11 protein-coding genes are annotated in these 15,186 nt (G+C 43.7%); 6 read left to right on the top strand and 5 right to left on the bottom strand.

The window, feature by feature from the left end; translation table 11 throughout:
• Positions 1 to 68 precede the first annotated feature (68 nt).
• On the bottom strand, positions 69 to 1,409 hold the full coding sequence (locus tag AB6D07_RS05775; protein ID WP_017102313.1) for a carbohydrate porin: 1,341 nt from the start codon (positions 1,407 to 1,409) through the stop codon (positions 69 to 71).
• A 433-nt stretch (positions 1,410 to 1,842) separates the two neighbouring features.
• Between AB6D07_RS05775 and glgX the strand changes: the two genes are divergently transcribed.
• From glgX to AB6D07_RS05760, 3 genes are all read left to right on the top strand, one after another.
• Positions 1,843 to 3,816 (top strand): glycogen debranching protein GlgX, encoded by a 1,974-nt coding sequence (gene glgX / locus AB6D07_RS05770; RefSeq protein ID WP_017102312.1) that lies wholly within the window; start codon positions 1,843 to 1,845, stop codon positions 3,814 to 3,816.
• A 252-nt stretch (positions 3,817 to 4,068) separates the two neighbouring features.
• Entirely contained in the window at positions 4,069 to 5,811 is a 1,743-nt protein-coding gene (locus AB6D07_RS05765; protein ID WP_032500573.1) for a diguanylate cyclase domain-containing protein, read from the top strand.
• 153 nt (positions 5,812 to 5,964) lie between these two features.
• Positions 5,965 to 6,708: a tRNA (adenine(22)-N(1))-methyltransferase TrmK gene (locus AB6D07_RS05760; protein WP_017102310.1), complete on the top strand. Its 744-nt coding sequence runs from the start codon at positions 5,965 to 5,967 to the stop codon at positions 6,706 to 6,708.
• 149 nt (positions 6,709 to 6,857) lie between these two features.
• Here the strand turns inward: AB6D07_RS05760 and AB6D07_RS05755 are convergent, their stop codons facing one another.
• Complete coding sequence (locus tag AB6D07_RS05755; protein ID WP_017102309.1) at positions 6,858 to 7,802, bottom strand: acyltransferase; 945 nt, start codon at positions 7,800 to 7,802, stop codon at positions 6,858 to 6,860.
• Positions 7,803 to 8,142: 340 nt separating this feature from the next.
• On the opposite strand from AB6D07_RS05755, the gene AB6D07_RS05750 reads away from it, so the two are divergent.
• The 3 genes from AB6D07_RS05750 to AB6D07_RS05740 all read left to right on the top strand — a co-directional run bounded on the left by AB6D07_RS05750 (position 8,143) and on the right by AB6D07_RS05740 (position 10,824).
• Positions 8,143 to 8,946, top strand: a complete 804-nt coding sequence (locus tag AB6D07_RS05750) for a ferredoxin--NADP reductase (RefSeq protein WP_032500572.1) — start codon at positions 8,143 to 8,145, stop codon at positions 8,944 to 8,946.
• A gap of 66 nt (positions 8,947 to 9,012) precedes the next feature.
• Entirely contained in the window at positions 9,013 to 9,345 is a 333-nt protein-coding gene (locus AB6D07_RS05745) for a DUF1971 domain-containing protein (RefSeq protein WP_009845875.1), read from the top strand.
• 486 nt (positions 9,346 to 9,831) lie between these two features.
• Positions 9,832 to 10,824 (top strand): 2-hydroxyacid dehydrogenase, encoded by a 993-nt coding sequence (locus AB6D07_RS05740; RefSeq protein WP_017102307.1) that lies wholly within the window; start codon positions 9,832 to 9,834, stop codon positions 10,822 to 10,824.
• 120 nt (positions 10,825 to 10,944) lie between these two features.
• Here AB6D07_RS05740 and AB6D07_RS05735 read toward each other — a convergent pair whose 3' ends face one another.
• The 3 genes from AB6D07_RS05735 to AB6D07_RS05725 all read right to left on the bottom strand — a co-directional run bounded on the left by AB6D07_RS05735 (position 10,945) and on the right by AB6D07_RS05725 (position 14,857).
• A complete protein-coding gene (locus tag AB6D07_RS05735; RefSeq protein WP_017102306.1) occupies positions 10,945 to 11,817 on the bottom strand; it encodes a patatin family protein in 873 nt (290 codons plus the stop codon).
• Between the two features lie 217 nt (positions 11,818 to 12,034).
• A complete protein-coding gene (locus tag AB6D07_RS05730; RefSeq protein ID WP_017102305.1) occupies positions 12,035 to 13,486 on the bottom strand; it encodes a catalase in 1,452 nt (483 codons plus the stop codon).
• 201 nt (positions 13,487 to 13,687) lie between these two features.
• Entirely contained in the window at positions 13,688 to 14,857 is a 1,170-nt protein-coding gene (locus AB6D07_RS05725) for a glycerate kinase (protein ID WP_017102304.1), read from the bottom strand.
• Positions 14,858 to 15,186: the final 329 nt, after the last annotated feature.

Raw genomic sequence — 15,186 nt, 5'->3', positions numbered from 1 at the left:
TACTATTGGTTGTTGATTAGTTAAAACACAAAAAAGCAGCCAAAGGCTGCCTTAGTACTATAAATGGTTTAGAACCAGATTTCAGCGTGAACACCCACTACTGTTTCATCTTTAGAGCCATCAATACCTTTGTTACCAACGCCATCTTCTAGCGCAGTCATGTAAGCAACGTAAGGTTTGATTTGCGGACGACCAAAGTAGTCTGCGTTAACTGTAAATACTGGTGCCGCTTCAACGAATACCCAAGAACCGTCTTTAGCATGCCATTGTTCAGCTTTCTCGATTGAGTAAGATGCAGTAAGTTCAAAACGTAGGTTATCATTTACTTTGTAAGATGGACGAGCAGCAAACATAGTACGTGAACCACCTTCATCTAGACCCCAAGCACCAATCTCTAGCATTTCCCAGTGAGTAAACTCAGTACCTAGTTGAACTTTATCTGAAATGTTCAACACACCGTAAGAAGTAATAAATAGTGAATTATCATCTTCTAAGAAATTTTCATTCCACTCACCAAAGTTAACACCGCGGTTCGTCGCCATGCCCGTACCGTAAGCGATACCAGTTTGTGCCCAACCGTCTAAGCCGTAGTAGCTAGAGTTTAAAGTAACCGATAAGCCAACACCAGATTCAGCTTCGTCAGCATTGCTGCCTGTCACTCGATCTTGTTTCATTAACTTCGCATCAAAGTCTAAGCTACCAATTCCAGCATCAACGCCGTAGTAATAGAAATCCAAAGATGTACGAGTTTGGCGTTCTTTCGTTGTATCATTTACAGTAGCTTTTGGATCAGCAGACACAGCTGCAATACCAAACTTGTTGCCAGCTAATTTAGTTTCAAAACCAGCACCAACACCTGAAGATTGCTTCCAGAACTCACCAGAAAGGATGCCAGCAGAACGGTTCAAGAAGCGTTGACCAGCCCAAACCACTGAGTCTTCACCAAGGTATGGAAGAGCACCGATTTCGATGAATGCTTCTTTCACTTCAAACTGTGAATCTGTGTTGTTTTTCTGGTTACCAGATGAAGAATAAGCGTATGAATTACCGTTGCCGTATTCAGTTCTAACGTTGTAGTTAGCCCACACGCCATTACCGTATTCAGAATGCTTTTTAATTACAAATTCAACTTGGTTAGTACTTTCACTCGTTGCCGAAGAACCAGCTACATGGTAATCACCTTTGCTGAATGTTGTAGCATCAGTATTACCATCAATTAGTCGGTAGTTAGAAGACATGTAACCATGCACTTCCCAACCATCAGATAATACGTCAGTAGGGTTTTTAACCTCTACTTCCATTGCAGAGTCACCACTTGTTACATCTAATGCAACTTCACTTTCTGCAAACGCTGAACCAGCAACTAATGCGGAAGCCACTGCAGCAGCAATCAAACTTACTTTTTTCATTCTTAACTCCATTAAGGACGATTTATTTTTAGGTTTTATATTTTTGCTCTCTTGCGACAACCAAAGGCAGTTATGGCGGACGTAAGATAGAGAGGTTTAGGGTTGCCCCTGATTCGTTTCAACGGAGCCAATATTAAGAGGGGATGACAAGTTTGACTTCCTCCACCCCGAACTAAATTAAGGGGGATGAGAAGGGAGTAGAGTTTATACAGAATGGTATTTTAAAGGGTTGGATCACTTAATCTAGGAGGAGTAGACAGCACACAGATCTAATTATTCAGCATAAGTGAGATCTACTTCAAATATATAATTTGAACTTCATCGATGAATTATTTTTCAACAAAATTTATTCTATGAAGTTGCTTGACCTTAATGGGACAAAGCCTTTTACTAATAGTTCACTGATGTTGATAAACGAACAAGAAATCAAGCAATGACTAGAACGCTCGCTCGCCCTTATCCACTAGGCGCAACGCTAGGTAACACTGGCTGTAACTTCTCAATTTATTCCCCTGACTGTAAATCCCTTTCTCTCGCTCTTTTTGACGAGAACGATGAGTTCACCACTTATAAATTGGAAAATGAATACGCTGATATCAGATATGTATTTGTTGATGGTATTAAAGCGGGACAAAAATACGGTTTCATTGCTGAAACTGATAATGGCCCGATCTTACTTTCCGACCCTTACGCTAAAGCAATAAACGAACCGCTCGATTACGCAACGCCATATACCAATGAAAAAAGCTTTTCGATGGCGAAGTGTCTCGTAGTTGATGACACTTTCGACTGGCAAGGTGTAGACAAGCCGCGTATTAGCCGAGAAGAGACCGTTCTTTTCGAAACCCATGTAAAAGGCCTATCTAAGCTTCACCCTGAAGTCGCGACCCATACTAAAGGCCGTTACTTAGGGTTAGTTAGCCCTGAAATGCTAGCGTTCTACAAACAGCAAAATATCAACTCTTTACAACTTTTACCGATTGCTGCATGTATGCATGAACCTCATCTGCTAGATATGGGGAAAGTGAACTATTGGGGTTACAACCCATACTTGTTCATGGTGCCAGACCCTCGCTACGCAGAAAAAGACGCCGTTAATGAACTCAAAACCGCAATTCGTGAACTTCACCGCAATGGCATCGAAGTCATTCTAGACGTCGTCTACAACCACACAGCAGAAGGCGGTGAAGGTGGTACAACCTTCAACCTAAAAGCACTCGATAGTCGCTACTACATTAAGCATGGCTGTCATTACGCGAACTTCACCGGTTGTGGTAACACGGTCGACCTCACCCACCAACCAGCACTTAACTTAGTCATGGATACACTGCGCTACTGGGTTAGTGAGTTCCAAGTCGACGGCTTCCGTTTTGATTTGGCAGCAACACTGGGGCGCGAAGGCGATAACTACAATCCTGAGGCTGCTTTCTTCAAAGCCGTCGCCCAAGATCCGGTATTGAAAGAAACCAAGTTAATTGCAGAACCATGGGACATCGGGCCAAATGGCTACCAAGTTGGCAATTTTCCGTTGGGGTGGAATGAATGTAACGACAAACTGCGAGATATCACTCGTAGCTTCTGGCGTGGTGATCAAGGCTACTTGAAAGAGTTTGCGACTCGCTTAATGGGCTCTCGTGACATCTACAGTGCCGCACACTGGCCGTACAAATTAACCGTCAACTACATCACTTATCATGACGGCTTCACCATGCAAGATCTTGTGTCTTACAAGCACAAGCACAACGAAGAGAATGGTGAGAACAACCGCGATGGACACGGTGACAACCGTTCTGAAAACTACGGTGTTGAAGGCAACACAGAAAACCTTTTGGTTATCGCAACACGCGAAAAGCAAAAGCGTAACTTCATGGCTAGCCTGTTATTTGCATTCGGTATCCCACATATTTTGACGGCCGATGTGTTATCTCATACTCAAAAGGGTAACAACAACGCGTACTGCCAAGACGGGGTCACCAGCTGGCTCAACTGGGAAGATTCCGAGCGTAAGACTTACTTCAAGGCTTGGTTATCTGAGATGATCTCCGCACGTCAGCAATACATGGTGCCGTTTATCAAAGCGTTCAGTGGCGATAAACGTAATTCTAACCGTATATTCTGGAGCCGTGTTGATGGCACAATCATGGAACATGATGATTGGAACCGTTTAAGCTCCGTAGCCTTACATTTAGGCATCGGCAAAGATGGCGACGAGTTGATTTATCTGATCAACCAAACCAACGCACCGGCTCGATTTTCTTTACCGAGCGACCGTCAGCAAGACTGGGTAACCATCTGTGATACCAACTTGCGAAACGTGAAACCGGGTCATGCCGAAGGTGAAATGCTGTTATCTCCCGTTTCAATGGCAATTTTGCACTATTCGCCAAACAAGACAGATTCGGTTTAGGTTAAAAGCCAAACCAGCTTAATAGAACGCGCGAAGCCATAGAAGTCAGTTATGTTTATAACTGGCTTTTTTATTAGCTGAACGTCACAAACTCAATTTTTTATATGGAACATTTTGCATTGATGTGATTACGAAAACTGTTTAGTATGGCCGTACTATAAAAATGAATCTATAACGTCTTTGGATATCATGGCTTTACCTAAAACATTAATTCGGCTTTTTAAACCATACATTATTTTATTAACTGGAGGGATGCTCTATCTTGCTGCAGCTCAACTTGAAAAAGTAGAAACGACAGCAAAAGAACAATCACTATCAAATATTCGTATCGCAAGTTCCATCATCAATTCCAACATCGAAGCCACATTCGGCAAACTCTATTTTTTGGAAACCAGTTTAAGCTTATCTACATCAGGCCCCGTCGGTGATCAAAAATTCAGGGACATCAGTGACAATATTCTCAAGAGAACACCTAACTTCTCCGATATTGTTCAATACCAGCCTCAATCCCAACAATATATTTCAACTCGTGGTCTGCCTCTTTCTAATGAGCAGATCGATGCCATCCAGTGGAATCCAATAGATAGTGTTGTAGAAGGTTTTTACATCTCTTCTATCTATCAAAAACCCGATGGTCGTTGGGTTTTCGCGATCAAACACACGACGGAACAGTTGAACAAAGAAATATGGATTGAGTTTGACCTTTTGCATACCACACAAGGCCTGAGAGACTTAAAGACATTAGACCGTGGCTATGTATTTGTGGTTGATAGAGCAACCGAACGACTGGTTTTCCATCCTGATCCGAAACGCATTGGCTCCAAATCTATCAGCTATCATGCCGGCATCAGCCACCAGCTCTCGCAAGGTGAGACCGTCGGCCAACACGAATACTACTATCAAGATAATTTCAAAATAACGGTATTTGATGCTGACAACAGCTTAAACTGGGTATTCGTCTCGGGCACTGATCGTCACGACATACTCACCAGCTCACACCAATTTACGCTAACTGGCGTGGTACTCGGGTCACTGCTTCTATTATGGATTGGCGCACACTACCTGGCTCACCGCTTGAACATGTCGTTATCTCAACTGAATAAAGTTGATGATCTCGCCAGCTTTAAACGAGAGTTAAAAGCCATATTCAATAGCTTTACCTATCAAAAAGGCATTCAATTCTGCCTTTATCAAGCAGAGAGCCATTCATTCAGTACCATCGATTATCATGGAAACAAATCAAAGGTACATTCTGACAAAGCCCTTGCTGAGCGATTTGCTCCCGAAAGCATGGCTTATCGAAGCAGCAAATACGCGGATCCATTGGCACGTAAACTCAAAATACTCCAACGCCACTACTGTATCCCTTTGCACTCTCGTAACCAGCTAATCGCGGTGATTTACGTCAATGCGCCCTTGCCGATCAGTCAAAGTATTTTACGCATGATCAAAGATTACACGGAAGTCTCGTTGTCTAACTTACTGCTCCACCATCAATTGAGCAGTAAAGATCTCATGACTCAGTTAGACAACAAAAGTAGTTTTAACATCGCGATCGACAACTACGCATGCGAACCCGATACCTATGTAGCTCTGCTCGATATCGATAACTTTGACCACGTAAATCGAGCTTACGGTGAAGCGATTGGCGACAAGATGATAAAGCTCGCCGCAGAAGCGATGCGTTCTTACTTCCCTAAGCCAAAAGGGCTATGCCTTGCTCGAGTTGGGGATAAGGAGTTCGCCGTTTTATTCAAAGCGAATGATGCGAAGGATGCCAAGCACCAATTGGAACAATGTCGAGTCAGCATCGCCGAGAAAACCATAGTCACTCCGGATATCACATTGTCACTCAGTATCAGCGTCGGGTTTTCGCAAATAGACGGCGGAACAGACTCTGCTTTAGCCCTTGCGGAACAAGCAAAGCTTATCGCACTACAACTTGGAAAGAATCGAGTAGAAGGTCACATTAGAGGCGTAGCCAAAGCGTCGTAAACCTTAGCTAACACGCTCGTATCACACCGATTGGTACGATACCGATAACAAAAAAGCACCTAGGATTAATCCCCTAGGTGCTTTTGTTTTTATGGAAAGTCATTACAATGCGCGTTCGATACAACAATACCCTTTTTTAACGACACGAGCCTTATGAAGCTAAGTAACCGACTGCAAACTCTCCACTCCCTTGTCAGCAATGACTACCAACATATTTGGGATTGTTGTTGTGATCACGGCTTCTTGGGTGTTCAGCTATTATCTGACCACAAAGCACCGCAGATTCATTTTGTCGATATTGTCCCTTCTCTGATGAATGAACTGGAAGGCAAACTAACGCGTTACTTTCCCCAAGGTGAAACCGCAAAGCAAAAGGTTACTAGCCAATGGCAAGTCTACTGCTTGGATGTCGCAGCGATTCCATTGGAAAAGCACACTGGCAGACATCTAGTCATTATTGCGGGTGTGGGAGGCGATCTAACACAAAAGCTCGTCGACGATATTCATTGTAAGCATCCAGACAAAGCGATCGATTTTTTGCTTTGCCCGGTTCATCAGCAGTTCGAGCTAAGAAATCATTTAAAGGCGCTCAATTTCGGCCTAATTGATGAAGTGTTAATTGAAGAGAACCGTCGTTACTACGAGATTTTATTGGTCAGCAATAACCAAGGTGAAAGCGACAAAAATCTAGATGATAACGGCAATAACCGAACGGTAACTGAGATATCAAGCGTCGGCGACAAGATCTGGACTCCGAACTGTGAACAACAGAAGCAAGTATCACTGCAATACAAAGCCAAAACATTGCAGCACTACTTGCGCATCCATCAAGGACAAGAGAAGCAAGGCAAAACCAGTCAGGTTAAGCACATCATTGAGGCTTACCAAGCGATTTAACTTCCTCACTCTTTGACCATCCTTGTTTTAGCGCTTTAAAACATAGTGAGCACTGACTGCACTGTTTGAGTAGACAAAGCCCAATCAATAAAAAAGCCGACAGTTCAATGAACTATCGGCTTTTTTGATGCTATCGATTTGGTATGAGCTTATTGTTCTTGTTTCTTATAAGCCACATCAGATTCATCAGTCGTTTCAACCTTACAGGGCGTATCAACCCCATAAACCGTATCAAGATAGTCGTCTTTCTCTTTCCACGTATTATTCAACCAACTGTGGAAACGACGTTTAAACGCTTTATCTTCAAAATAATTACCGTTCACGTTCTCATCCATTGGGTGCAGTTTAATACGCACCACCACCTTGGTCATTTTACCCTTCAGCATGTCTTCAAATGGATAAGCCTGATTTTCTGGATAAGCCAGAGTGACATCCACAATACCATCTAAGATTGGGCCCATAGCAGACAGAGCAAACGCCACACCGCCGGTTTTTGGCTTGAGTAGATGTCGATAAGGTGTTTTCGCTGTCGCCAGTTTCTCGTGGTTTGCACGAGTCCCTTCAACAAAATTCACCAATGTTGTCGGTGCCCATTTGAACTTAGTACATGCCTTATTAATTGCATCGAAATCATCATTGCGACGCTCAGGGTTACGAATCAAAAACTCACGTGAGTGACGTCTCATGAAAGGCATATCCAAGCCCCAACAAGCCAAACCAACAAAAGGAACGTACAGCAATTCATGCTTAAGGAAGAACTTAGTCATTGGCATCTTGTCTTTCAAGATCGAAGACAAAATCACGATATCCGCCCAACTGAGGTGATTCGACATCATCAAGTACCATTGCTTAGTCGAGATGTCTTCCCCGCCCTCAACTTGCCACTCGATATCGTTATTCACATTCAACATCCAAAGATTGAGCGAAGCCCAACACCAAAATGTGAAATTCGCTAAACGAGTACATGACTTTTGAACAATAGAGATTGGAAGAATCAGTTTGATGAGGCCAAAAAAGCTCACGGTAAACGCAGTCATTGCGGTATTGATGGTCACGAACAACACGTTCAAGGCCATACGAAGATTATCAAGCATAAAACACGGCTATATTGAGATCGAAAGCCGCCATTATACTCATCTATAAAATATTCTCTTTAGTTATTGGTGAATACATTAAGGGTCAAACCACGGAACTAATTTTGGTCTGTGCCCATAAATCAATCTCTCCCCTTAATCTGAAAGTGCCACATCAAAAAACAATAAAGAGGTCATTTAGACACAGCAGTACAAAGTCTATTTGACATCATTCAAGTTAATTTTTACCGAATAACCAGTATTGATAAGCATTCTCATTAATGGCATGGTACATGCAACTCCAAAGTGTAAATAGTTGAGTATCCTTAATGAGATAACTTCTCTAAGTAAAGGTGATGATATGACAGATATTCCTCATGGTTTGGTAACTGGCAAAGTCTTACATAAAACACAATGGACAAATCAACTGTTCTCGCTGCAAGTCAGTGCTCCCGTCTCTCCCTATCAGGCGGGTCAATTCACGAAACTTGGCTTGCTTAACAGAGAGGATGAGTTCGTAAGACGGGCTTATTCAATGGTGAATGCGCCAGAGCACAAACAAGGTCACCAACATCTGGAGTTTTTGATTATTAAGGATCAGAACGGTCAGCTTTCACCTCAACTTCATGAGTTGAAGGTAGGCGATGACATCTTTGTCGGCAAAGACCCAAGCGGCTTTATGACCTTAGATGAGATCCCAGAGATCGCCGACGATCTATGGATGCTTTCAACCGGGACTGCCGTTGGGCCTTTTATCTCAATGCTCGAAAGCATGCAGATACAACAGCAAAACGGCTCAGATGTCGAAAAAGTAATGTCATTCAAAAACCTTGTACTGGTTCATGCCGTAAGAACAGAACAAGACCTGACTTATCGAGACCGTATCGCTCAACTCGTTAATCACTTCCAAGGGAAACTACAATATGTGCCAATTATTTCTAGAGAATCAGTCACCGGAACTTTGCGCGGACGAATCCCAAGCTTGTTACTTGGAGGCAACCTTGAGCAAACCACGTCTGTCGCTTTCAATCAAACCCGCAGTTTTTTCTACCTTTGTGGCAATCCGCAAATGGTTCGCGACACAAGTGAAGCACTAACCAGCTTAGGTTTCGAGAAGCACTTACGCAGAAAACCCGGCCAATTCAGCAGTGAAAACTACTGGTAATCACAGTCACCAATTCCATCAAAGCTAATGCTTGTATTCAAAATACAGACAGATAAGAGGTTTTATATGAGTCATTTACGTATTCCGTCACACTGGAAAATTCAACGTTCAACGCCATTTTTCACCAAAGACAACATACCGGCTGCATTGCTTAATCACCATAACACCGCAGAAGGCGTATTCGGCCAGATCTGCGTAATGGAAGGCACGGTCACCTTCTACGGTTTTGCCGATGCAGAAGCGACAGAACCCGAAAGTGTTATCACAATCGAAGCTGGACAATTTGCCACAAGCCCACCTCAATATTGGCATCGAGTAGAACTTAGCGACGACGCACAATTCAACATTAACTTCTGGTCTGAGAAAGAGACTAAGAAGATGTTCAACACCAGAAAGTAAGATCCATTCAATATTGATGAACTTATAAGCAAGCTACTTCGTAATGTGATTTTCAGTGTTCATAAGTGAAGAAAAAGACCAAATAACCATAGTAATTACAGTGACTAATGGTGATAGACAAGACAAAAAAACTCTAGCACACTGAACAGAGTTGCAGGGCATGTTGACCTATCGAGCTGATTTTTGCAGCCGTTTGTGGGTTATTTATACAAGGCAGAGAATTCGAGGTGTAGCTCGCCTACATGAGAATTCGATAACGCTGTAGAAAGGAACCACAAACACTGCCCGAAGGGTTCGGCTAAAATCGTTTTACTCTTTGTTGAGAGGGTTTTGCTTAGAATGACTAGGCGGCAAACCTCTCGTCGCGATTAAAACGATTTTATCTCGAACAAAACTTAACCGCGAAAGGTCAACATGCCCTTGTTTTAATCCCGTTTCAAAGAATGAATCAGTGGGTTATTTATATTTTAGGTAAGAGAGGAAGCCATGCTCAACATTGCTTTTTTTAGCTCAAAATCATACGACGAAAAATCATTTGAACTGGCAAAAGGCGAACTCAACGCCGAGTTCCATTTTCACGATTTTCGCCTCACTACAACAACAGCAAAAATGGCGCACGACAACGAAGTCGTTTGTGCGTTTGTAAACGACGACCTATCGCGAGATGTGCTAGAGATTCTAGCGAAAGGCGGCACTAAGCTGATTGCAATGCGCTGTGCCGGTTTTGATAAAGTCGATTTAGATGCAGCCAAAGAGTTTGGTCTGCAAGTGGTTCGCGTTCCGGCTTACTCACCAGAATCGGTAGCAGAACACACGGTTGGCATGATGATGTGTTTGAACCGTAAACTACACAAAGCATACCAACGCACTCGTGATGCGAACTTCTCTCTTGAGGGTTTGGTTGGCTTTAACTTCCACGGTAAAACTGTTGGTGTGATCGGCTCTGGCAAAATTGGGCTAGCAACCATGCGTATTCTGAAAGGTTTAGGCATGAACATCCTATGCTACGACCCATACCCGAACCCATTGGCAAAAGAACTGGGCGCTAAATACGTTGAGCTCGACGAGCTTTACCAAGAATCTGACGTGATTTCTCTGCATTGCCCAATGAGTAAAGAGAACTACCACCTGTTGGATGCAACGGCATTTGAGAAAATGAAAGATGGCGTGATGATCGTCAACACCAGCCGTGGTGAACTACTGGATTCAACCGCAGCAATCGAAGCGTTGAAACAAAGCAAGATTGGCGCGCTTGGCCTTGATGTCTACGACAACGAGAAAGAGTTGTTCTTCCAAGACAAATCTAACGATGTGATTGTGGATGACGTATTCCGTCGCTTATCTGCTTGTCATAACGTATTGTTCACAGGTCACCAAGCCTTCCTGACTAAAGATGCTCTGTTCAACATTGCCAATACAACGCTAAATAGTGTTGATGCCTTCTTTACAGGCAACAACAGCGGTAACGAACTCGTTTAATAGCAGATTGAGTTAATAGCTGGCTGAGTTAATAACAGACCAGATCTACAAACACAAAGCCACGCTATTCCTAAGTGAACAGCGTGGCTTTTTCGTTTATCCAGTATTCTAAAACCGTTCCTAGACGCAGAAATGACAATCTTCGGTGTCTAAACCATACACGCCTTTTCGAATAGCAAGGTGCTCTTCCCCTGCTTTAACCCCCATCTCATAACCGGCATCAAGCGTTGATTGATCCATAGTGAGTCGCTTAACCGCAAACGCTTCTGGCGGCGCAATCACCTTGATGGTCGCATCTTTTGGAGGGTTACGAATGAACTCCAGAGACTGGTTGTAGTTTTCGGCACGCACCGCCATCGACTCTGCAATATTAGGGAATTTCTTTAACAGCTTTTTCAGCATCCACTGATACTTCTGCGGCTTCATTCGGTAGCTTAATGGGTGAGAAAGAATAACGGTAATGTCTCGTGCACCACGACGATAGGCTTCGCGAACCGGAATAGAGTCGGCTACACCACCATCGGTATAGCAACCACCAGAGAAGCACGGTGTTTCACGGTAAGCGATAGGTAGAGCTGTTGTTGCTTCAACCACGTTAGAAAGGTTTTCTGGCTTGATGTGATAGTAGTCTGCACTGCCAGTATCGACGTTAGTTACAGCAGCAATTAAAGGAACACTTGAGAACAGCTCACCACAATCCAGTGGATAACGTTGGTTAGATTCATCCCACAACCACTTAACGTCGACCAAATTGCCACCTTTAGCAAAGCGAGCAGGGTTAAAGAACGTTTTATCGGTCGCCATAGTGGTGATCACGTTGTAGCTACGCTTCGGAGCTTGAGATAAGTAACCAACCAAATTGGACACACCTGCTGATACGCCGATGGCAAAATCATAAGGACGGAAATCGTCTTGCATAAAGGCGTCCAACACTCCGGCAGCGAAGATGCCTCTCATTGCCCCACCTTCAACGATTAATGCGCTCTTACTCATCTCAAACTCTTCTACTTTATAAACTGATAGTCGTAGAATAATCCGATCGTTCTTACAAAGATAATGGGATAAATTTATCAATTCGATAGGTAAAAACTATCAATGTGAATAGTTCAACTTTTCAATGATTTAGGGTTGCTTGATGATCAGCGAGATCAAAAAAGGCCGTTGAGTGATTCACTCAACGGCCTTTCATTTAACTAATCAAACTTATTGATTACGACTTAAATTCGCTTACATCGATTTCAAGTAGCTTACCAATGCCTTCACCGTAAGCTGGATCGGCTTTGTAACAGTGTCTTAGGTGACGCAGTTGAATCTCTTTAGGCACGCCGCCTAGGTTACGCGCTGTGTTATCAAACAGAATCGCTTGTTTTTCTGGTGTCATTAGACGGAACAGATCACCCGGTTGCGAGAAGTAATCTTCATCTTCGCGGTGATCCCAATGCGCTGCAGCACCATCTAGGCTCAATGCCGGTTCTGCAAAGTCTGGTTGCTCTGCCCATTGGCCCTCGTTGTTTGGCTCATAGCCCAATGTGCTACCAAAGTTACCATCGACACGCATCGCACCATCACGGTGGTAGCTGTGTACAGGACAACGAGGTGCGTTCACTGGGATATGCTGATGGTTAACACCCAAACGGTAGCGCTGTGCATCACCGTAAGCAAACAGACGGCCTTGTAGCATCTTGTCTGGTGAGAAGCTAATACCCGGAACCACGTTTGCCGGGTTGAATGCAGACTGCTCAACTTCAGCGAAGAAGTTTTGTGGGTTACGGTTCAATTCAAACTCACCTACTTCAATCAATGGATAATCTGCGTGCGGCCAGATCTTAGTTAGATCGAACGGGTTGTATGGCACTTTTGCCGCATCCGCTTCTGGCATCACTTGTACTTTCAGTGTCCATTTAGGGAAGTCTTGATTATCAATGCTGTCTAGCAGATCACGTTGATGACTTTCGCGGTCATCGCCGATCACTTGTGCCGCTTCTGCATCAGACAAGTTCTTAATACCTTGCTGAGATTTGAAGTGGAACTTAACCCAGAAACGTTCGTTGTCTGCATTAATAAAGCTGAATGTATGGCTACCAAAACCATGCATATGACGGTAAGTAGCAGGGATACCACGATCACTCATCACGATGGTAATTTGGTGTAGAGCTTCCGGCAAAGAAGTCCAGAAATCCCAGTTGTTCTTCGCACTGCGCATGTTAGTGCGCGGGTCACGCTTAACCGCATGGTTTAGATCTGGGAACTTGAGAGGATCACGAAGGAAGAATACTGGCGTGTTGTTACCCACCATGTCCCAGTTACCTTCTTCAGTATAAAACTTCAATGCAAAGCCACGGATATCACGCTCAGCATCGGCAGCGCCACGCTCACCCGCCACCGTTGTAAAACGTGCAAACAGGTCGGTCTTTTTGCCTATTTCAGAAAACAGTTTTGCCTTGGTGTATTTGGTAATGTCATGCGTAACAGTAAATGTACCGTAAGCGCCTGAACCTTTCGCGTGCATACGACGCTCTGGAATGACTTCGCGGTCAAAATGCGCCATCTTTTCTAAAAACCAAACATCTTGAAGAAGTTGAGGACCGCGCTTACCCGCAGTTTGAACATTCTGGTTATGAGCAACAGGACAACCCGCAGCTGTAGTTAGTTTTTTACTCATGATCTATTCCTTAAGGTCCAAAGGTGCAGCAATAGTGAGTGCACCTTGATATTTATACTGGCTTCCTTTCAAAAGCCCCTAAAATATTATGGATATAGAATAGACCTCTAATGGTATAAAATATAATCGTTTCTATTTATCGTTGCTATCTATAAAACCTATCGAACCATGATGTTAAGTAACCAATTGTCAAACCTCACTTTATTTCAAGATCGCATGGCCTACTTTCAGAGTCGCAGCGATATTTCTCGCCGTTCTGGTAAGGTTTAGTTCGGCTTCTAGCAGAACTTGGTCAAGTGACTGAGGAGAACGAACCGTACCAAACAAGCTGTTCATTTCACCATAAAGTGCTTCTACTTCTGTTCCCAGTGAGCCAGCAATGCCTATGATCGGAATGCCTTGTAAGCTCGCTCGTTTAGCAATGCCATAAGGCGTTTTCCCTTGCAGAGTTTGGTTGTCCATCTGCCCTTCGCCAGTAATCACCAAATCGGCACCTTTCAATAGATCATCAGCTTGCAAAACATCGAGCACCATCTCAATGCCGGGTTTAATTTGGATATTGAATAACAAACCAAGCCCCATCGGCGTACCACCAGCTGCGCCATAACCCACGCGCTTGTAAGCAGGCTCATCGCCACCGACATAACCTTGCGTTTCTGCAACTTGAGAAAAATTCTCAAGCGCCTTATCAAGCATTAAGACTTGTTCAGGTGTCGCTCCTTTTTGCGGACCAAATATATAGCTGGCACCGTTATCACCACACAATGGATTATCCACATCGCACGCCACAATCAACTCAATATCGGAGCAACGAGAATCGACGCCTGTAAGATCAATTGAAGCCAAATCCGCTAGCACAGCGCCACCTCGGCTGAGCTCTTGCCCTGCACGATCAAGCAATTTACCACCTAACGCTTGTACAATGCCTGCACCACCATCATTGGTCGCACTGCCACCCAAGCCAAGAATAATCGTTTGAGCGCCCTGCTCTATCGCTTCCAAAATCAGCTGCCCTGTTCCAAAAGACGAAGCAATCAAAGGATCACGCTGTTCTGGTTTCAGCAAGTCTAAACCAGACGCAGCAGCTATCTCTATCAAAGCCGTTTTATTTGGGTTCTGAGCCGACGGTTCTAACATCGCCCATTCAGCACCAACCAACTCACCCAATGGCCCTTCAACTTGATGGGTTCGCTTTTGTCCGGCTAAACCTTGTAGCAATATATCTACCGTACCTTCGCCACCATCGGCCAGAGGTAAAGTCACATAGTCAGCGTCAGGAAAGATTTCACGAAAGCCCTTTTCAATACACGCCGCCACCGATACCGCCGATAAAGATTCTTTAAACGAGTCTGGTGCAATAACAATTTTCATAGAAGCTGGCTCCAATACTTCACAAATATCTACCAAGCAATAGTACAAAAACAACAAAACCACTATATAGAAGACGGGTCAACTGTGCGTACTTCCCTCTCCGAATTTGACCAACACCTCAGATTTCACCGCCACTATTTTATATTCAGTAAAGTTACGGTTGGTTAATAACCCATCTTTTGACAAGTTTAATCCCGCCAAATTGTCGAATTTCACCTCAATTAGTCGTAGAAACCAGATCCTGAACACGCTTTTTGTTTCGCATTGCGGAATCTTTAAATCTTTTTGTTCCACTTTTTAACCAGTTAACAGTTATTAGAGAAAAACTT

The organism is Vibrio sp. 10N.239.312.C11 (assembly GCF_041466065.1).
GTDB lineage: Bacteria > Pseudomonadota > Gammaproteobacteria > Enterobacterales > Vibrionaceae > Vibrio > Vibrio tasmaniensis_A.
The sequence above is the reverse complement of the archived record's forward strand: the minus strand, read 5'-3'. Positions and strand labels throughout refer to the sequence as shown.